Origin of the sequence: Clostridium saccharobutylicum DSM 13864 (assembly GCF_000473995.1) — a bacterium.
Lineage (GTDB): Bacteria > Bacillota > Clostridia > Clostridiales > Clostridiaceae > Clostridium > Clostridium saccharobutylicum.
Genome location: NC_022571.1, coordinates 3,499,077 through 3,519,554, shown reverse-complemented (window position 1 = coordinate 3,519,554; position 20,478 = coordinate 3,499,077). Strand labels below are relative to the sequence as shown.

General features: G+C 27.6%; 18 protein-coding genes and 2 pseudogenes. 14 read left to right on the top strand and 6 right to left on the bottom strand.

Annotated features, from left to right (window positions below; genetic code table 11):
- Nucleotides 1–317 precede the first annotated feature (317 nt).
- Nucleotides 318–2,087, bottom strand: coding sequence for an adenine deaminase (ade, locus tag CLSA_RS15290; RefSeq protein WP_022747297.1), 1,770 nt, complete (start codon nucleotides 2,085–2,087; stop codon nucleotides 318–320).
- A 345-nt stretch (nucleotides 2,088–2,432) separates the two neighbouring features.
- Nucleotides 2,433–3,491 carry a lactonase family protein gene (locus tag CLSA_RS15285; protein WP_022747296.1) on the bottom strand — a complete coding sequence of 353 codons (1,059 nt, stop codon included), beginning with the start codon at nucleotides 3,489–3,491 and terminating at the stop codon, nucleotides 2,433–2,435.
- A 372-nt stretch (nucleotides 3,492–3,863) separates the two neighbouring features.
- On the opposite strand from CLSA_RS15285, the gene metA reads away from it, so the two are divergent.
- Complete coding sequence (gene metA, locus CLSA_RS15280) at nucleotides 3,864–4,778, top strand: homoserine O-acetyltransferase MetA (protein WP_022747295.1); 915 nt, start codon at nucleotides 3,864–3,866, stop codon at nucleotides 4,776–4,778.
- 235 nt (nucleotides 4,779–5,013) lie between these two features.
- On the opposite strand, the gene CLSA_RS15275 is transcribed toward metA, so the two are convergent.
- Both CLSA_RS15275 and CLSA_RS15270 read right to left on the bottom strand, forming a co-directional pair.
- Complete coding sequence (locus CLSA_RS15275) at nucleotides 5,014–5,280, bottom strand: DUF1294 domain-containing protein (protein ID WP_022747294.1); 267 nt, start codon at nucleotides 5,278–5,280, stop codon at nucleotides 5,014–5,016.
- 570 nt (nucleotides 5,281–5,850) lie between these two features.
- Nucleotides 5,851–6,492, bottom strand: a complete 642-nt coding sequence (locus CLSA_RS15270; RefSeq protein WP_022747293.1) for an undecaprenyl diphosphate synthase family protein — start codon at nucleotides 6,490–6,492, stop codon at nucleotides 5,851–5,853.
- A 611-nt stretch (nucleotides 6,493–7,103) separates the two neighbouring features.
- Here CLSA_RS15270 and CLSA_RS15265 point away from each other — a divergent pair.
- Both CLSA_RS15265 and CLSA_RS15260 read left to right on the top strand, forming a co-directional pair.
- The gene (locus CLSA_RS15265; RefSeq protein WP_022747292.1) at nucleotides 7,104–7,697 is read left to right on the top strand and encodes a hypothetical protein; all 594 of its coding nucleotides are present in this window, start codon (nucleotides 7,104–7,106) and stop codon (nucleotides 7,695–7,697) included.
- A gap of 165 nt (nucleotides 7,698–7,862) precedes the next feature.
- A complete protein-coding gene (locus tag CLSA_RS15260; protein ID WP_022747291.1) occupies nucleotides 7,863–8,945 on the top strand; it encodes a Mu-like prophage tail protein GpP in 1,083 nt (360 codons plus the stop codon).
- A 66-nt stretch (nucleotides 8,946–9,011) separates the two neighbouring features.
- On the opposite strand, the gene CLSA_RS15255 is transcribed toward CLSA_RS15260, so the two are convergent.
- On the bottom strand, nucleotides 9,012–10,280 hold the full coding sequence (locus tag CLSA_RS15255; protein WP_022744203.1) for an IS4 family transposase: 1,269 nt from the start codon (nucleotides 10,278–10,280) through the stop codon (nucleotides 9,012–9,014).
- Nucleotides 10,281–10,393: 113 nt separating this feature from the next.
- On the opposite strand from CLSA_RS15255, the pseudogene CLSA_RS15250 reads away from it, so the two are divergent.
- From CLSA_RS15250 to CLSA_RS15220, 7 genes and pseudogenes are all read left to right on the top strand, one after another.
- Nucleotides 10,394–10,819: pseudogene (locus CLSA_RS15250) on the top strand (phage tail protein); the annotation flags it as partial.
- Nucleotides 10,820–10,845: 26 nt separating this feature from the next.
- Nucleotides 10,846–11,448: a hypothetical protein gene (locus CLSA_RS15245; protein WP_022747289.1), complete on the top strand. Its 603-nt coding sequence runs from the start codon at nucleotides 10,846–10,848 to the stop codon at nucleotides 11,446–11,448.
- Between the two features lie 46 nt (nucleotides 11,449–11,494).
- The gene (locus CLSA_RS15240) at nucleotides 11,495–12,019 is read left to right on the top strand and encodes a hypothetical protein (RefSeq protein ID WP_022747288.1); all 525 of its coding nucleotides are present in this window, start codon (nucleotides 11,495–11,497) and stop codon (nucleotides 12,017–12,019) included.
- Between the two features lie 141 nt (nucleotides 12,020–12,160).
- Complete coding sequence (locus CLSA_RS15235) at nucleotides 12,161–12,541, top strand: DUF4280 domain-containing protein (protein WP_022747287.1); 381 nt, start codon at nucleotides 12,161–12,163, stop codon at nucleotides 12,539–12,541.
- Between the two features lie 35 nt (nucleotides 12,542–12,576).
- The gene (locus CLSA_RS15230; protein WP_022747286.1) at nucleotides 12,577–14,088 is read left to right on the top strand and encodes a hypothetical protein; all 1,512 of its coding nucleotides are present in this window, start codon (nucleotides 12,577–12,579) and stop codon (nucleotides 14,086–14,088) included.
- A gap of 26 nt (nucleotides 14,089–14,114) precedes the next feature.
- Nucleotides 14,115–15,023 (top strand): hypothetical protein, encoded by a 909-nt coding sequence (locus CLSA_RS15225; RefSeq protein WP_022747285.1) that lies wholly within the window; start codon nucleotides 14,115–14,117, stop codon nucleotides 15,021–15,023.
- Between the two features lie 19 nt (nucleotides 15,024–15,042).
- A complete protein-coding gene (locus tag CLSA_RS15220; protein ID WP_022747284.1) occupies nucleotides 15,043–15,936 on the top strand; it encodes a hypothetical protein in 894 nt (297 codons plus the stop codon).
- 753 nt (nucleotides 15,937–16,689) lie between these two features.
- Here CLSA_RS15220 and CLSA_RS24610 read toward each other — a convergent pair.
- Nucleotides 16,690–17,176: pseudogene (locus tag CLSA_RS24610) on the bottom strand (transposase); the annotation flags it as partial.
- A 614-nt stretch (nucleotides 17,177–17,790) separates the two neighbouring features.
- Between CLSA_RS24610 and CLSA_RS24470 the strand changes: the two are divergent.
- The 4 genes from CLSA_RS24470 to CLSA_RS15205 all read left to right on the top strand — a co-directional run bounded on the left by CLSA_RS24470 (nucleotide 17,791) and on the right by CLSA_RS15205 (nucleotide 20,478).
- Nucleotides 17,791–17,913, top strand: a complete 123-nt coding sequence (locus CLSA_RS24470) for a hypothetical protein (protein WP_022747282.1) — start codon at nucleotides 17,791–17,793, stop codon at nucleotides 17,911–17,913.
- Nucleotides 17,914–18,108: 195 nt separating this feature from the next.
- The gene (locus CLSA_RS15215; RefSeq protein WP_022747280.1) at nucleotides 18,109–18,375 is read left to right on the top strand and encodes a hypothetical protein; all 267 of its coding nucleotides are present in this window, start codon (nucleotides 18,109–18,111) and stop codon (nucleotides 18,373–18,375) included.
- 256 nt (nucleotides 18,376–18,631) lie between these two features.
- On the top strand, nucleotides 18,632–19,831 hold the full coding sequence (gene hemA / locus CLSA_RS15210) for a glutamyl-tRNA reductase (RefSeq protein WP_022747279.1): 1,200 nt from the start codon (nucleotides 18,632–18,634) through the stop codon (nucleotides 19,829–19,831).
- Nucleotides 19,795–20,478: an NAD(P)-dependent oxidoreductase gene (locus CLSA_RS15205; RefSeq protein WP_022747278.1), complete on the top strand. Its 684-nt coding sequence runs from the start codon at nucleotides 19,795–19,797 to the stop codon at nucleotides 20,476–20,478. The genes hemA and CLSA_RS15205 overlap by 37 nt, the downstream gene beginning before the upstream one ends.

Below are 20,478 nucleotides of genomic sequence, written 5' to 3'. Positions count from 1 at the left end.
CATATAATTAAGCTGTGGATTTCTAACAGCAGAAGTTGTTCTATTGCAGCGTGCTCCTCAAACAAGTTAATGACAAGCTGCAATGGAACAACTCCTACTGAAGAAATTCCTATAGCTTAATTATAAATGCAACACTCCGAAAAAGAATACAGCTTCTTTCTAGTATAGATGCAATCTTAAAATTTAGTGAGTATATATAGTAGATAAGTCAATAGCATAAATTGAATACTATATAAGATTCCATGATTAAAATTCAGTTTATAATATTGGAAAATTTTTGATGTAGCTAATATTTTACTCTACAGAATTTGAATTTATTATTCGAAAATATCAATAAATTTAAAATTGATAACATCAAATAATCCTTTATCAGTAATTTTTAAATCTGGTATTACTGGTAGAGATAAGAATGAAAGTGTTAAAAATGGATTGAAATCAATATTTGGTGCTATAATTTTTACAGCTTTATGAAGATCTTTTAAATCATGTTCAATTTCTGTATATTTTCTATTTGTCATAAGACCACCAATCTCAAGTTGAATAGAGGCAAGAACTTTTTCATCTTTTACAACTATGATTCCACCATGCATTTTTTCTAATTCTTTAGCCACAAATAGCATATCTTTATCATTTGTTCCAGCAATTATTAGATTGTGGGAATCATGAGCAATAGTAGTACCAATTGCACCTTCCTTTATTCCTAATCCTTTTAATATTCCAAGCCCTATGTTTCCAGAGGCTTTATGTCTTTCAATTACAGAAATTTTTATTAAATCATCGTCAGGTGAAGCTATAAAAAGTTTTTTGTTTGTGTTTTTTATTGAATCAATATCACAGATATCAAGCTTCAAGTGAAGACTTTCTAATTTATTTGGAATTATTTCTATTGCATTCAACTTTTTGAAATTTTCATCATCAATGTTGATTTTAAAATTATCTTCAGTTAAAGAAGGAAGATTTATTGAATTATTGCATTTAGATTGTGTTTCATAATCAGATTTTGAAACATCATTATGTTTTATAATTGAATTATTATCAACAATAAGTTTACCTTCTTTGTATACCTTAGATATTTTAAAGTCTTGAAGATCATCTAATAAAATAAAATCTGCTATATAACCAGGAGCAATTGCACCCTTATTTTTTAATTTATAAACATTTGATGTATTAATAGTTGCCATTTGAATAGCTGTTTCAGGATTAAGTCCAGCATTTATAGCAAATTTAATAGAACTATTAATTGAGCCATTATTTTTTATATCATCTATATGTTTATCATCAGTACAAAGACAAAATCTATTGCTATTGCTTTCATTAACAGCAGGAAGTAAGTCTTTTAAATTCTTAGCTACAGTACCTTCTCTAATTAAGACATACATTCCACGTCTAACTTTTTCAATGGCTTCTTTTACATTATTACATTCATGATCAGTTAATATATTAGCGGTTGTATAAATATTTGTCATCATTGGAGTAAGACCAGCACCATGTCCATCAATAACTTTGTTATTGATTATTGCATCATAAATCTTATCAATAATATCTTCTTCGCAGTTTATTACTCCAGGGTAATTCATAACTTCAGCTAAACCTAAAACTTTATCGTTATCATAGTAATTTCTTAAATTATTAGCATGTAATGTTGCACCAGAACTTTCAAAATCAGTTCCAGGCACACATGATGGAAGCATAAAATACATATCAAAAGGAAGATTTTTTGAAGAATTGAGCATAAAATCTATGCCATCTGTTCCCATAACATTAGCAATTTCATGTGGATCAGTTATAACAGAAGTTATACCATTCAAAAGTGCAGCTTTGCTGTATTCTTTTGGGGTAACTAAGCTCGATTCGATATGACAATGAGCATCAATAAGTCCAGGGCACATGTATTTATTTGTACCATCAATTATTTCATGTCCATCATATTCACCAATTCCTATTATATATCCATCTTTTATACCAACGTTGTCTATAAATCTATCTTTATTAAATACATCAATTATAGTTACATTTCTAACAACTAAATCACATTTTATACTTTTGTTAGAAGATTTAATTTGTTGTATTAATGTTTCTTTCTTCAAAATAAGTTCCTCCTCAAGGTAATTGTATAGTATATTTTACTTATGTATATGTTGCAATATGATTTATTCATTCATTTAGTGATACCCTACGTAGTTTTAATGAAGATTTCAATTTTCAACATATATAGTTATAAAATATATATTTTTTCTATTATAGTGAAGTTAATTAATATTGTCAAAGTTGAAAAAGGTTTACAATAGAAAATTTTTATAAAAAAATTAAAATTTTCTTTCAGCATAGTTTAAATTTGAAAATAAAATAGAGAACAAGAATTCAAACATAATTGTTTAAATAGTTGTTCTCTATTATTAAAGATTTATATATTTATTTAATATTGATTACAATCAAATAAATTTTATACATGTAGGAGTTGGTACATTTATAGAAGTAATAAACGTTAATTCACCAGTTAATTGGTCAATAGAAAATATGGAAACATTATTAGAATTTTCATTAGCACAGAATAAAAAGTTTCCAGTTGGATCTATTTGAAAATCTCTAGGTGAAGACCCCTTTGAAGAAAATGTATTTATTAGTCTTAATTTACCATCATCTGGATCTATAACACATAAACTTATTGAATTATTTCCTCTATCTGAAGTATACAAAAATTTATTATTTTCATGAATACATATAGCAGAACCAGACTTATCCCCATTATAATTTTTTGGTAAACTGCTCAAACTTTGAATATTAGTGAAAGGAACTTTATCCTTTGAACTGTATTTGAAAACAAAAATTTCGGAAGTTAGTTCGCTTAGAACGTAATAAAAAGGCTTAGATTTTAAATAAGTTATATGCCTTGGGCCAGTTCCAGCAGGAAAGGAGAAGCTAATGTCATCTCTGTTGACCAAGTTATCATTTTCAAAAGTATAAACATTAAGCTTATCAGTGCCTAAATCAATGCATAAAATATATTTATCATCTTCAGTGAATATAGAGCAATGAATGTGAGGTTTTTCTTGCCTATCGGTATTTATGCTTGAACCATTATGTCTTCCGATTTGAGGATAATTTAAAATTATACCTTCTAAAGTATTATAAACAATCATTTTATTTTCATGATAATTTGAAGAAAGTAACACTTGTTTATTATTAGCTATACTTACATGGCATGGAGGTTTTACTTCAGATAGATTATAATTAATTAAATGAAGTTTGTCTTGTTCTTGCCAATATTTAAATGATGATACCCCAGATTTATCATCAATTTTACAACTAGAGTAAATAATATGCCTTTCTTTATCAATACATAAATAGGTAGGATTACCTATTTCATAGGCCAAGTTAATTCCTTCAACTTTGTTGGATTTAACATTGAAGTTAAGTCTATAGATTCCTTTACTGTCATTTTTAGTATAAGTTCCAATATAGCCAACAACAATATTTTGCTGCAATATCATTATGTAGTGCCCCCTTTTTGTGTTTATATATTTTTTAGTATATCATAAATAAAATTACAATATGCTAATAATATGGAATAGAACTTTGTGTTTGAATTTAATTTTAATTAATTAATTATAATAAAGCAGAATATCATCATATTGGCAATTATTCAAGTGAGTTTATATTAAAGTAAAATTAAACAACTATAAAATTTAATAAATATTAAAATTTATTAAAAAGATAATTTGATTAAATACATAAAAATAAAGAGAAAATATTGTGAATTTTAAAGTCAAAGTCTATAAATATTGATAACATATGAAATTTTGATATAATAAATAGTAAAGCACATATAAAAGCAATATGCAAACAGAAGGGGGAATTTAGGAATGCCAATTAAAATTCCAAGAGAATTACCTGCATTCCAGGTATTATCTAATGAAAATATATTTATAATGAACAATGAAAGGGCTAATACTCAAGATATAAGACCATTAAAAATAGCAATTCTTAATCTAATGCCAAAAAAAATAGTAACTGAAAATCAATTGTTAAGATATTTATCAAATACACCATTACAAGTAGAAATAACTCTTATTCAAACAAAAAGTTATATTTCCCACAATACTCCATCAGAACACTTGGACAAATTCTATAGCTATTTTGATGAAATAAAAAAAGAAAAGTTTGATGGACTTATCATAACTGGGGCGCCAGTAGAACAAATGAAATTTGAAGATGTAACATATTGGAAAGAACTTACTGAAATAATGGAATGGAGTAAGACAAATGTATTTTCAACGGTACATATATGTTGGGCATCTCAAGCGGGATTATATTATCATTATAATGTACCAAAATATGAACTAGATAAAAAAATGTTTGGAGTATTTGCTCATTGGGCAAACGATGAAAAAGCAGAACTTACAAGAGGTTTAGATGATGTATTTTATGCACCACATTCTAGACATACAGAAGTTAAACGTGAGGATGTAGAGAAAGTTTCAGAACTTGAAATTTTGTCTGAATCAAAAGAAGCAGGCGTGTTTATTGTAGCAACAAAGGATAGAAGAAAGATATTTATAACAGGTCACATGGAATATGATAGAAATACTTTAAAAGATGAATATATAAGGGACAAGGAAAAAGGTTCAGAGGTGGACATTCCAAAGAATTATTTCAAAAACGATGATGTAAATGAAATTCCAAGCTATACATGGAGAGCAACTGCTAACATAGTTTTTGGAAATTGGTTAAATTATTGTGTATATCAAAATACACCATATGATCTTGAAACACTTTAAAGTTATATATTTAATTAGGCATATTTAAAAAAATAACAAGTCCATCTGCCAAGCTTATTTTCATCATAGGAAGATAGACTTGCATTCGTTCGCTGAGTGCTATCTGAGTAATATGCTTAAGTACCTAATAAAAGAATAATCATGGCATTTTGGATTTGTTATTTTCTTTCATCTGTCTTATGAAATTTAAATTAGCCAGAAAATGAGCATATTTTCTGGTTTCATTTTATATATTTTATTTTTTTAACAGAAATAAAATAATAGCAAATTGAGCTATGAGTATAGCAGGCACACCTAAAGTGAATTTTTTATGTTGAGTCTTATGTCTAAATGTAGACATACCAATAAGCATACCTATAGAACCACCTATAATTGAGATATTTATAAGAGTACGTTCTGGTATTCTCCATTCTTTATGAATAGCGCGCTGCTTGTCTATAAACATTACAAGAAATCCAATAAGGTTGACAATTGCTAAATATAATAAAAAAACTTTAAGCATAATATTCACTCCAGTAAATTAATAAATTACAGGGTTCCGCAATGAGAATAGAGCTTATGTGAAGCTTAGTCGAAATTAGATACATAGTTGTTTTATAGGACTATGAAAATTTTGCTGAAAGGTTCTAAATGTGAGATTATCGCATTTTTGTATGCTTCCAATATAAAAGCTCACAGAGAAAGTTCGAATAACGAAATATAAAATTTCGATTCTCACTTTTGTGACACGCAGTAAATGGAACAAACTCACATTAACACTCTAAACAGATTATTTTCAAAGACCTATTCTATTACACAAACATATATCAAATTTCTCTGTTTGTGATATATTAAATTCTCAATGAGGAACCATATGGCATATACAAATAAAAATGTTTTTAATTATAATATAATCATATCGTAAAGATAAATAACTGGGAATTTTATTTAGTTTATAGCTAACTGAAGTAGAGAAAAATTTTCTATATAATAATTATTAATTTTAAAATATCTTAGTTCATTAAATTTTATTGAAATATAGATTGAGTTTTTAAGTTGTTATAATTAATTAAAGATATTAATTATATAATTTTTAGCCACCAAGAGTTATATCCTGACTATCATACCATGATAATGCATCATAAAAATCTTGTTCCTTAAAAGATGGCCAATAATTATCTATAATGTAAAAATCAGAATATACAGATTGAACAGGCAAAAGGCCACTTAATCTTCTTCTACCGCCCCAACGTATAATTAGATCTATTCGAGATATATCTTGTGAATGTATATAAGGCTGAATTCTTTTTTTTGAAGCATCAGACTTCTTTAGTAGATTTAAATCCCATTCCCAGCCATAATTAATTAGAAAATTTGCTTTTAGTCCACCAGTACCAAATTTTTTTCGCTTTGTAAAAGGTAATAATTCTTTTGGAAAAGAAGGGGATTCAGTATTTCCTAAAACTAATATTTCACAATTTTCCTTTGTTAAAAGCATAACGGATTCAATGCAAGCTTTAGTAAAAGCTATTTTTTGTTCACTTGGTCTTTTTGTGTTATCTACAGTAAAACCATAAAAGGTTACTTCTTCAACTTTTTCTTTTTGACATAATTTAAAAACTTGTAAACCAGGTTTTATTCCGTAATCATAACCTTTATCTTTGGTTAAATCATTAGATAAAGCCCACCTTCTATTTCCATCAGGAATAATACCTATATGTTTTGGTATTCTCATAAATATTTCTGTTAGCAAAAATTTATGAAAAGATAATAAATTTAGCTAAACAGTACCTCCCATCTTAAATTTTAATATCAGCATATTTTAACTATAAATAATAATTTAATATATTTTTGGATGTATAACAAAATATATATTAAATTATTTACTAAAATCTTTTTTTATATGCATTTATTTAAAATAATTTTCCAATTAAATTAAAAAATCCCTTGAAGTTGACATAAAAAACTAAGTATCAGATTAGGGGTTCTGATACTTAGTTTTTTATTATCCTCTGTATAGGATAATCTTATTATTTAATAAGGGGTAAATAATAATTATTAACTACTTTACAAATATTATTATAATTATAAATTGTGTCATTATAATGTCAAAAAAATAAACTCAATATAAATTATTTCTTAAATATATAGATAATGGGATTTATTTTCTTTTTATTCCTTATTTTGTAGGTTTAATGAAAAAACCATTAACATTTATGTGTAATTATGGGAAAATTACAAAATGTGAAAAATAATAATTCATGACATACAGAGATTACTATAATTATGAGGAAATTGAAATCGTAACTAAAAACTTTATATATTTATAAGAGGGGGAAAAGGTATATGTCAGAACGAGTTGATGAAAAGATTTTAGATTTTATAAATGAATCAGAAAAAAGAGAAGCAAAGAAAGATATTTGTAAAGGTCCTGTGAAGATTGGAGAAAGATATTATGAATTTGAGGAAAAAGATTTTTTTGATAAAAAGTTAAAAATATGGATTCCTAATGATTTTGAGGAGATGTCAGAAGAAGCTAGAAAATTTAAATATCCTTCAGAGAATAGACCAGAAATAATAAAATGTAATGAAGATGGAAGTATTGTTATAACACTAAATATTATTGATAGTCCATTAGATGAAGAATGTGTAGGTGAATTAAAGGATGGTATGAAAATGATAATAAGAAAAACTAATCCATCCAATGTATTCTATGATGATGGAATAATTGAAGTTAACTCTAAAAATATAGGATTTTTTGAATTTAAAAGTTCTGCAATAGATGATTATATATATAATTTAATGTTTTTTCTTGAATTTGAAGGTAAGACGTTAATGGGAACCTTTAGTTGTATTCATAATGAATGCAAAGAATGGAGAGATGTTGTATTTCAAATTATTAGGAACATTAAAGAAAATAACAAGTCCAAAATGTCATGATTATTTTTCATCAGGCAAGGAAGTGGATTTGTCTCATAGCAGGCTATTAGATGAATCTGCTAACACAGCAGGATGAAAAATAGGCTTGGCAGATGGACTTGTTATTTTTTTAATGTGACTTAAAACTATAAAAGTAGTAAAAGAGGATGAAGGAGATGAAATTTAATGAGTGAAGAATATGTTTATGCTCAAGGAGATATTATAGTAGAACCTTATAAATTTCAAAAAATAACAAAACTTAAAGTAGTTAATGAATTAAATGAACATTCAAAGCTTTGCATTAGCGGAATCATAAGTGATGAAAATATAGACAAGTATGTTGAATCAGCAGGAGCACAGGATACTATTAATGTGTCATTAAAAGATGATGAAGGAAATGAAACTGTTTTATTTAATGGGTTTGTAACTAAGATTGGAATTAAAGCAAAAAATGATGTAAGAACACTAGAGATTGAAGGATTAAGTAAAACATTCTTAATGGATATAAGAAAATTTAGTGGTTCATATCAAGATGAAAATCTTACTTTCAATGATATTTTTAAACAGAAAAATAGTGGATATGGCGATGTTGTAATGATAGATAATGCTACAGATGGAGCTAAAATAAATAAATTTATAGTTCAATATAAGGAAACAGATTGGGAATTTTTAAAAAGACAAGCATCGTATTTTAATTCAGTATTAGTACCTGAGTGTAGAATGACTGGAATAAAATATTCAATAGGTGGAGCTGGAGAAAACAAAGTTTATGATATTGATGAATTTAACTATTCTATAGAGAAAAACTTGCAGGAATATAATATGAGAGATTCCAATGAAGCATATGCATTGAGTGATTTTAATTTAGTGAGCTATGAAATAACTACTAATAAGTTAATGAAACTATATAATAAAGTCAATTTTAAAGGAAGGCAGCTTTTAGTATATAGAGTTGAAACAGAGCTTAAAGGAGGAATAATCACAAGTGAATATATATTAAAAGATGAAAATGGTATGAAGGTAAAAAGAGTATATAATGACAAAATGATAGGAATTTCTCTTCAAGGCAGAGTGCTTGATACACAAAAGGACAGGGTTAAGGTTTCATTAGAAATAGATGGTAGTCCAACCGAACGTGATGGTGCAAGATGGTTTGAATTTGCAACTATATTTTCACAACCAGATGGGACCGGACAATGTCGTCAACTTAGTAAAATAGTAATGAAAAAATTACTACAAATTTCGAATAGCGTATGCTATATTTCTTAAAAAATGGTATAATTAATAAACCTACTGGCAAAAGTAGAATTTTGGAAATATTTAGTTTTTACAAACTTATATGCAAGATTTCCTTTGAGAATGATGCTTTTTCCTTGGGTGCTTGTTTTTTCGCTCACAATTACGGTTTGGACGTATTTGTGAGCGTATTTTTTTAGCTTTTTCTAATATATGTTCTAATATTCTTTTTCCTGAAATAGGCTTTACCATCATAACTATTATCTTCTTCAAAACGTCACATAATATAAAATTTCTATTTGCTTGATATTCTGATTTTAAATTTTTATCTTTATTTTTATTTGCTATTGCAGCGTCGGCATCTTTCTTTATAAGTGCTGCAACCATAGATATATAAATAGATGCATAAAAATCTTGTTCAATTGCAATTGGCTTAGTTCCAGAAAATTCTTCTATTTCAATACTACTTTTAAGTTCTTTATATTTGCATTCAACTCCCCATCTAAGAAAATACAATTCTTTAAATTGATTAGGAGTAATAATTTCATCAAATATATTAGTTACTAATATTTCTGTGGTGTCAGCAGAAAGTTTTATTTTTATAACTCTTACTTTTTTCAATTCTCCTTTTGATTTATATTCAAAAATACAATCTTCAGAAGAAATAGATTGTATTATCTTAAATGAAGATGATATTCTCATTAAGAAAAATAAATTTCTATCGTTTAAATAATCAAACATATCATAAGAAGGATAGCCCCTATCAAAAATTACAATGCTATTATTGAGTAATTTTTCATTATTAAGTGTATTTATATGTTGTTTGGCCATTTCTCTTTCGCTAGTTCTAAATTTAGTTACAGACGCATCAATTATTATATCATTTAATACATCATATAAGGCTGACGCCGACGCAATAGCAGTTTGTACTTTATTTTGATTTTTACTTAATCCAAAATATTCACCACATTCAATTGTATCAGGAACTTGCAAAGAGGTTCCATCGACAGCAAGAACATTAAATCCATTCCACTTTTTTAAATTGTTTGTTGAGCTATAAAAAGAATCAACAAATAATCTGCATAATTCTTTAAATGCTTCAGGGGAAATATTTTGTCTTGCTTTAGAAAATGCTTGTTTTGATATACAAGGAAAATCTAAATATGTATGCTCTTCAATGAAATTACTTATTTCTGTAGCCATAGATTTTCGTAATGCGGAGCAAATAAAATGTACTGCATTAGAAAAAGATAATTTTCTTTTTCTTGAAAATGAATTACCTAAGCTATACGCTTCTTTAAACTCATTGGAAATAATTAATTTATTTGTTTTCTTTAAAATTTGGGATAATAATTTAATATTTTTCATAAAATCAAACCTCGCTATAAATTTAATATCTATAACGAGGCTTCATTTTTTCTAATTATTGTCAAGTGTTTTTTTTATTAATTTTATATATTTCTTTAAGTTGACGACATTGTGGGACCGGATGGTATTGTATGCCTGAAATTGAGGATGTAGTTAGACTATATTTTCCAGATAATGAAGAAAAAAATGCATATGTAGTAAGTTCAATGCATTATGAAGGAATTGATGATAGTAAACGTAGCGATCCTTCTGTAAAAAGCTTGAGTACAAAATATGGAAAAGAAATAGTAATGAGTCCAGATTCTGTAGAAATAATAGGAAATGGAAATCTGCTTATGAGACTGTCTGATAATGGAGGCATAGAAGTAAATAGTGATAAGAGCATAGTTATGAATGCAGGCGGAGATGTATCAATAAATGGAGGCGGAAAAGTAACTATCCAAGGTGATGCAGGAATTAATTTAACTCAGGCGGGAGCTAACATGACAATACAGGATGATGTAATAATGAATGGAGGAAAAGTAAATATTCAAAGTTAGATGGAAATTTTGAATATGTTAAAAATATGATAATAAAAGCTGATAAAAATAAAGTATTAAAAGAGTTTCAAGAGAAATATGTAGTTGATAGATATAAAGAAGAATTTACAAAAATTATAGAAAAATATAAAACAAACAGAGAAGAGATTAAAGAAAATTTAACTACAAAATTTAATTCTGTCTGCAAAGAGGCTATTTCACTTCAGGAGAAAGAGCTAAAGGGAGAAATAAGATATATTTATTTTTCAATGCTTAGAACAAGGCTTCTTGAAGACAAAGGGATTTGGAGAATTGATTTATATGATGAAAAATGGTTCTTGGATAAAGAAGAATGTTCAATAAATATTGATTTAGATTTTATTTATGAATCCTTATTTAATCATATGAAAGAACTTGCAGAAAAGAAAAAAGAATATGGAAGAACTATAAAAGAGAAAGATATTCAAGTTATAAAATTAAGAGAAGCTAATAAATATCATAGTTTTACTTTATATTTAATTAAAGATTTGTTAAAAAGTTTTTTAGAAGATAGTTCATATAAAGAAATTAAAAAGAAAGATGATATAAGTATTATGATAGGTGAATATATGGATACAGCTATGATGATATATCCTAAAATGATAAAGTAATTAGAGCAAATTAATAAATATTATAGATAACATATTGGAGTGGAAAATGGATTATTTTTTGTTAAAGCAAGATGAAGAGTATACAAATGTACCAAGGTTAATGGATGTATTTAATACAATTGATGTTAGAAATATAAACTTATTAAAAGCACATAAGATTGATGATGTTGTTATATTTAATGTTAAATGTGATGATGAAACTGAATTTTTGGATATTTTAGATAGAAATTTATTTCTTATATCAAAGGAAATGAAAAAGATAATTGAAAAGTATGATTCAGAAATTTTATTTAAAACTACTCCGCTTATAGATTTACCTCATGAGAGGCAGGAGAATTATTACATGCCAATATTTGAAGAAGTTGAGTGTTTAAGTGAAAATGCAGAATTAAATTTAAATAAGACGGTAGTAAAAAAAATCATATTGGACAAAGAAAAAATTAAAGGAAAGAAAATTTTTAAGATAAAAGAAAGTTCAAAAAGTTTGGTTATAGTAAGGTTAGATGTTGCTGAAAGTTTACTTAGAAGAGAATTTAAAGGTATGTGTTTAGAAAGATTAGAGGTAAATTAGAGAATTAAGTCACAATAAAAAATAATAGATTAGTATATTTGTCTAGTATTCTCTTTAGACACGTGAAAATAAATAACAGATGGATGTGCTAATTATTTCAATGTGCCTTAATATGGCTAATAAAAATAGGAGATGGTAAAAATGGCACAAGCATATGTAGTTAGAGGGGCTAAAATGAAATGTGATAAAGGAACTCACAAAAAGAGAATAAATCTTCCTGTGAGTCATGGAGCATATTCAAATGGAAATCCTATGATGAATGAAAATGATAATGTGATAGGAGAAAATATAAGTTGTTTTGGAGTATGTAGAGGTGGCTGTCCATCAAGTGGAGATGTTACTTTAAAAAAAGAAAAGGGTGGAACAGTAACAGGAAAAAAGTGTCAGATAAAAGTGTTGAAAGAATGGATGAATGCTAAGGAAGATACTTTAGTAGATGGAGCACCAGCTTTAACAACAGATTCGATTTTAATATGTGCATATGGAGGAAAAATAAAGTTTGTTACAGATGGACAAGCTTAAATAAAAACTTACAGAGTATAAAAGGAGGAAAATAGATGGGAGAAATTCATAAACTAAGGGTTAAATCACCTTATGAGTTGACGAAGATAGTAGATATAAAAATTGAAAATAAACCTAATGAGCATGGATATTTATATTTAAAATGTTTAATAGATGAGAGTATAAATTTCAATTCTACTATAAAAGCTTCCACAGAAGATGAAATAATTGTTTACGAAGAATTAGAAAATACAGAGGATGAAAATAAAAGTACAGGAAATGATACAGAAAAGATTAATATAAATGAAGTTAATGAAAGAAACAGCAAAAGATTATTCAATGGGATTGTTCAAAACGTTAAGACAACAAATGTAAATGGAATTTATTATTTAGAAATTCAAGCTTTAACTTCAAGTATTAAATTAGATATTGAAAAAAAGAGCAGATCTTTTCAAAATGTTGATATGACATACAGTGATTTAATAAATAATATGCTGTCATATTATCCAGGCTATGGTTTTAGCCAATATGCCGGCAAAGAGCAAAAAATAGGCAAGCCATTATTTCAATATAAAGAGTCAGATTGGAGTTTTTTAAAGAGAATTGCAAGCGAATTAAGCTCAGAATTGTATTGCGATGTAATAAATTCAAATTTCATGTTTAATTTTGGAATACCAGATGATCACAGATATGAATTAAATGATAATGTTAATTATGATGCTTTCAAGGATTTGAAAAGTTTTCACGAAGCTGGTGGCTATGATTCAGGATACAATAATACAGACTATTTTTATTATAAAGTAAAAATAAGAGATATTTTAGAAATTGGATCAGAGATATATTATAGGCAAAAAGAGTTATATATAAGAGAATATGAAGCTTATAAAGATAAGGAAGAAGTATTTTACAAGTACAAGCTATGTAGAAAAAAGGGAGTATGGCAAAATATAATTTACAATAAACTTTTAAAGGGAGCAACTTTAGAAGGAAAAGTTATTGCTGTGCAGAATGAACAGGTAAAACTTCACTTAAATATAGATGAAAATCAAGATGAAGGAGAAGCTTATTGGTTTGATTATGCACCACCATCAGTAAACATAATGTACTCAATGCCATTAGTTAACGAAAGTGCAAGATTATATTTTCCAAAGGAAAGCAGTGAAGATCCAATTGTTACAGGATGCGTAAGAAAAAATGGAGACACCTGTGAAGGAACAAGTGATACAACAAATAGATATTTTTATACAGAAAACGGAAGTGAAATAGCAATGCTTCCAGGAGCTTTGAACATAAAAAGTGGAAGTGAAGAAAATTTAAGTATAAACTTTGAAGATGAATCAGGAGTAACGCTTACAAGTCCAACTGGATTAAACCTAAATGCAGGTGGAGGAATAGCAATAACAACACCAAATAACATAAACATAAGTGCTCAAAGCCAAATACTAATGACTAAAGGAAATACAGAAAATGGAGTTTCAATAGAAGGTGACTTTCATATTAAAGGAAATAATGTAATAAAAAATGGAAGCTGTAGAGAAACTTTTGCTCCATTTGTGGAAGAGGTGTAATAAGTATTGATTTTAGTATTGGAAATTTGGTAAGTGCTGTTGTAGGAGCAGTTGCAGCAGTAGCAACTGCAGTATCTTCCATGGGAAATGCATTTTCAAGTGTAGCAGAAGCAGTTATTGGAGCAGCAGCAGCGATTTCAAATGCTTGTGAAGATTTTGCTGAAGATGCTGAAGAACTGATTGAAGAGGAATTTAAATTGTTAGTTGGAGCTTTTATAGCAGAATTTGGTTCTTTTAAATTAGGATCGGAAAGTGATGATTATGATAACAGTAATACTGGAATAATTGCAGCTATATTATCTACATCTAATTGGTTTGGATATGATCATTATCTTGTTCAACAATATATTTTAACTAATAGACCTAATGAGTTCAAAGATAGCATTAATTTGCAAGGCGAAATTTTTATACCAAATGGAGGTAGATATGGTGTAGACGGTAGAGCTGATGTAGTTGATACAGGAACAGGGGAAATATGGGAAATAAAATCAATAATAACAAGAAATTATGAAGAATCTATAGGATCTGATGCTTCTCAAGAACAGTTACAAAGATATATTGACAATTATCCTACTGGAAATGCTTATAATGGAAAATTTATAACACAATTTTCATTTCCAAAGGATGATAAAACAGATATTGTAGTTGCATCAGACATTGATAAGCCTGGTATGTTATACTATTGGGAAAGAAATAGAAAGCATGAACAAGACCAAGAACAGGAACAAGGAGAAACAAGTACAGCAAATGAAAAAGAATCTAGTTCATCACAAATATCAGAAGATTCTTATGATTATCCAACAGATCATTCAAAAGACTTTTGGGAAAGAATGAAAGTGGCAACTGGGCTTTCGGGTGCAGCTTTAGTTACATATATAATAATATCTGAGGGATCTCGATTGTTTCCTCCGAGGAATTTAGTACCAGTACCATAAATTTATAAGAGGTGAAATTATGAATAAAATAGTAGAATGTGGCAGGCGTATTTATGGATGTATTTCAACATATGATTCTTTACTGACTAGGGGGTCAGTTGTAATTAGTATTGTAGAGGAATTTGTAGATAGTATAGTAAAACCAATAAACAAAGAATTGAGATATTCAATTAATTTGAACAAGAAGAAATATAAATATGAGACTTCTGATTGGGAAAAAACTAAAATCTTAATTAATAAAGGGAAGGTGGAAAAAATAAGTTTTGTTCATTTTGATGAAAAAATGATTGAGGCAAAAATGAAAGGAATTGATTGTCCAGAGGCATATACACCTCCAGAACTTATTAATATTAATATTCTATCTAATAATGAAAATGCTAAAAGAGCAAGTCTTATAGAGTTTTCAGTAAACAAATGGACTTGTGCAAAAAATAATTCACAACATGTTTGCTTGGAATATCAAAAATTAATAGAGATGGTGTTGTCAAATATAGATTGTGTAGGAGGATTTATCACATTAGATTGCGTAGGGGCTTATAGTTCGTTTAGTGCACACGAAAGATATATTGGGCTTGATTATATGAATGCTTCAGAGAAGTTTGATAAATATTTTAGAGGATATAGTTGGGGAAATTATTTAAGCAAAAAGCATGTAGAGTTATTGGGAGGAATAGAAAAAATTAAGAAAGAAGCACCTGTATATTTAGTTAAAAAATTAAGTGATGATGGAGCGTATTTGCAATTAACAAAGGAAATTGATGAAGTTTCAGATGAAGATTTAAGAAAATTAAAAAAATATTTTCAACCGATATTGCCAAAGGCTTCAAGAATGCTTTTTTCATCTGAAGCTAAATATAGAAGAATGATAATTGATGATGATGATGAATTAATTTATTTAGAAAATAAAAAGTAAGTATTTGCTATATCGCAAGCGTTGATTAACTAAAAAGTAGAAGTAAGAATATATAAAAAATAGAAACATTCTATATTAAGATTAAAGTGCAATCCACAGCAATAAGCAAGAAAAGTAAGTGGAATTTTAGGATATATTTATAAAGATACATTTTGAGATTTGCACACATATTTTAGATTGTGCAATTCATCTACAGTTGTAGATGAAACAAGTTTTGCAAATGAATGAGTAAAGATAGTCGATAGAGAGGCTGATGGGAGTTGTGATCCAACACCAGAATAAGAATAACATTGAGGACAATCGTCCTATTCTAATATAAATAATAATAATTTTAAATTTTGGATTTAAGACAAGGTCAGGTTAACATCGGGAATTAATTTTAGGAGAGAAGATGCAGATAATTATCCTACAAAATACGTTAAGTCTAAAAATGCAGGAAATAATTAAATGTGTATTGGGTTTGATTATTGTGATTTCAATATCAATTTTAATTTTAAGAATGCCTATTAAGCATATATAAATGCAAATAGATGTTACTGATGGAACAAAACAAGATTTAGATAAAGATGAAGTTACACAAATTTATGTTGGTAATTATCCAGAAGATTAAGCTGGATTGTATATGGAAAAGATTGTGTAATGTTTAAAAAACAGCTAATAATAGTCAAGTGAATTTTAAAAAATATTTTTTAAAAAAGGGTATAGCAACCAAACCATTTTAAAATACAAGCGGTTACAAAAATTGGAATGTAGTTAAGAGATTTTGTTTAAAGAGCTATTTTCTAAAAATATTTGTTTATGTATTCTAGGATCTCTTTGCTCAAACGAAGTTTGATTTCGGAGAACAGCAAAAATATAGTTTATAATTTTATGCTTTCTGCCTTTCATGTTTATGTAATAACAGTCTAATAGGATTTTGTTTATAGAAATTCCATTACGATTGTTATGAATAGAGGCTAATGAAACAGCATATAATGCTCTTCGACCGATTCGAGTTCCTCTTTTTGAAATTTTATTATCATCGTCATTAAAATTACCTGATTCATTAACTCAGCTATCGATACCAAAGAAAGCAACAAGGTGTTTTAGTTTTCGAAAAACATTGATATCACCTATTTCAGCGGTTAAAGTAATAGCTGTTAAGCGGTCCTATGCCAGCAATTAAATCAATTAACTCAATGTTATTTCTAATTGATTCAGGAAAAGTTTCAGATTTTATAAAAGTATTAATTTGCTCTAGTTGTTGGATATGATGCAGGATACAATGATACGGACTATTTCTATTATGAAGTAAAAATAAGAGATATTTTAGAAATTGGATCAGACATATATTATAAGCAAAAAGAGTTATATATAAGAGTATAAAGATAAGGAAGAAGTATTTTATAAGTACAATCTATTCAGAAAAAAGGAGTATGGTAAACTATAATTTACAACAAGCTTTTAAAGGGAGCGACGTTAGAAGGAAAAGCTTGCTGGTTTGATTATGCACTACCATCAGTAAACATAATGTACTCAATGCTATTAGTTAACGAAAGTGCAAGATTATATTTTCTAAAGGAAAGCAGTGAAGATCCGATGTTTACAGGATGCGTAAGAAAAAAATGGATACATTTGTGAAGAAACATCAGATCCAGCAAATAGATATTTTCATACTGAAAGTGGAAGTGAAATAGCAATGATTTCAGGAGCCTTAAATATAACAAGTGGAAGTAAAGCACCATTAGGTGTAAGCTTTGAAGATGAAACAGAGTAACTTTTACAAGTCCAGCGGGATTAAATTTAAATGCGGGCGGAGGAATATCCATAACAACACCAAATAACATAAACATAAGTGCTCAAAGCCAAATATTAATGATCAAAGGAAATACAGAAAACGGAGTTTCAATAGAAGGTGATTTTCATATTAAAGGAAATAACGTAATAAAGAATGGAAATTGTAGAAAAACTTTTGCTTCATTTGTGGAAGCGGTGTAATAAGTATGGATTTTAGTATTGGAAATTTGGTAAGTAGTGTTGTAGGTGCAGTTGTGGCAGTAGCAGAAGAAATATGTTTAGTAGCAGAAGTAGTTATTGGAGTTGGAGCAGGCAGAGATTAATGAAGCGATAGAAAGAGCGAATAAAGTGCTGGCAGGGGCTTTTATGGCGATGTTTGGGTCTTGATTATCAGAAGTGGAAAATGAAAGTGATAATAGTGAAAACAATGATAAGTATAGAATTAATAAAGGAGAATCAGGAGATGGATTCTGGGGAAAAGTTGCTGATGCATGGGTATCTTCTTCAGTATATGATTCATTGGCATCAATGGCTGAGTGGGAAGATGAAAATCATGAGGCAATTCAATTTGTATTAGATAATGACCAAAATTATTATGCACTAGTACCTAAAGATGCAGATGTTGAAAAGATGTATGAAGTTGATATTGTGGATGTAAAATAAATTTTAAAAAAGTTAAGCAGAATCAATATATAATACCATAAAATATTTTTAGTATTATATATTGATTTTTTTCTATAGAATATTTGATTGTATTATTATTTTTCATGTGTCTAAATAGACAATAAATAGTTTTTTGTTGAATAATAAGATATACTAGAATATTGGATATACAATTAAATGATTCGATTTATTTGTAATTAACAATGATTATCTGTTAAACTAATATTGTTGGAAAGAGTCTGTGAGGTGAAAATAAGTGATAGGATTAATAGGGATTAAAAGAAATACGCCAATTGAGATAAGAGAAAAAATTACAATTCAGCCCAAGAAGTATAAAATATATACAGAGGAATTACTTAAAATAGTAAAAGAAGTTGTTATTTTAGGAACTTGTAATCGAACAGAAATTTATTTTAATGCTTTTTTATGCGAAGAAGAATTATTAAAAAAAATTTTTAAGATATTTGGCTGGAATTATGAATATAGAGAATATATTTTTATGACAAAAGATCAAGACGTGTGCAGGCATTTATTTGAGGTATGTTGTGGATTTCATTCAAAAATATTAGGAGAAGACCAAATTTTAGGACAGGTTAAAAATGCTTATGAAATAGCTTTGGAAGAAAATTCTGTTTCATTAGAATTACATAGATTATTTCAAGAAGCTATAACATGTGGCAAAAAGTTTAGAAATGAATCAAAACTTTTTGAAATTCCGGTATCATCAGCATCAATAGTGGTTAATGAAAGTATTAATAATGGATGTAAGAAAATTATGGTTCTTGGATATGGTGAAGTTGGACAGTTGGTAATTAAATATTTGCTTTCTCATAAAGTAGATATTGTATACTTAGTTGTTAGAAATGAAAAAGTTAAGGATGAGATAGAAGATAATAGAATAAAGGTGATAAGTTTTCAAGAAAAAAACCAATATATAAATGAAGTAGATTGTATAATTGGTTGTACATCAGCACCACATCCAGTAGTGAAAAAAGAGGACATAAATGAATATGGTCACAAATTGTTAATATATGATTTAGCAGTCCCTAGAGATATAGAAAAAGCTGTTTCTAGTTTAGGTAGAACAGAAGTATATAATATTGATACAATAAGTTCTATAAATGATGATAATAAGAAATTGCGCACAAAAAAAATGGAAGATAATAAGTACATATTAGTTAAATATTTAAATGAATATAGTGAATGGCTTAAACTGAGATCAATATCAAGTAAAATTCAAAACTTGAAAGAATTAGGTGATAGTGTTTATGAGATGAGAGCACAAACTTTTGAAAATAAAGCGAAATGCAAAGAAGATGTTCATATAGCTAATAAGCTTATTAAGAGTACATCTGATTTTTATATAAATAGAGCAATTAAAATCATGAAGGAAGAAACATTAAAAGGGTGTGGTGAAGATTGCATAAAGATAATAGAGAAGATATTCAAAATGTAATAAGTAATTACTCGTATATTGGATTATTATCTAATAAACTTAGAGTTGGCATAATTGGTGCTGGTAAAGGTGGTACAATAAAAATTAAACATTTTGTGAATAATAAATGTTATGTAGAAGTATTATCACAGAATTTTAATGAAGAAATAATTGAGATTTCTAAAAAGTTTCCTGAAAGAGTTAAACTTGTAAAAGAAAAATTTACAAATGACTTTTTGAAAGATAAGCATCTTATTGTAATTGCTGTAGATGATGAAAAATTAAGAATTATGATAAGAAAATATTGTGATGATAATTATAAGATATACATAGATTCTTCTAATTTTATGGATGGCATGGGAGTAGTTCCAGTTGAAAGGAGTACTGAAAATATTAGTTTTGCATTAAATACCAAAGGTGGAAATCCTAAAGGGGCAATTTTAGTATCTAATAAAATTAAAGAAATGTTGTTAGAATATGATGAATTTATTAGTTTTACAACTAAGATAAGAAACAGAGTTAAAAAATTACCCACATACAAAAATGAAGTATTGCAATTTATTGGAACTGAAAATTTCATAACATCATTTAATGAAGGGAATTTTAAAAAAGACTTAGAAAGTAAGTTTCCTAAAGAAGTTGTTGAGTATTTACTCAATGAAAAATAA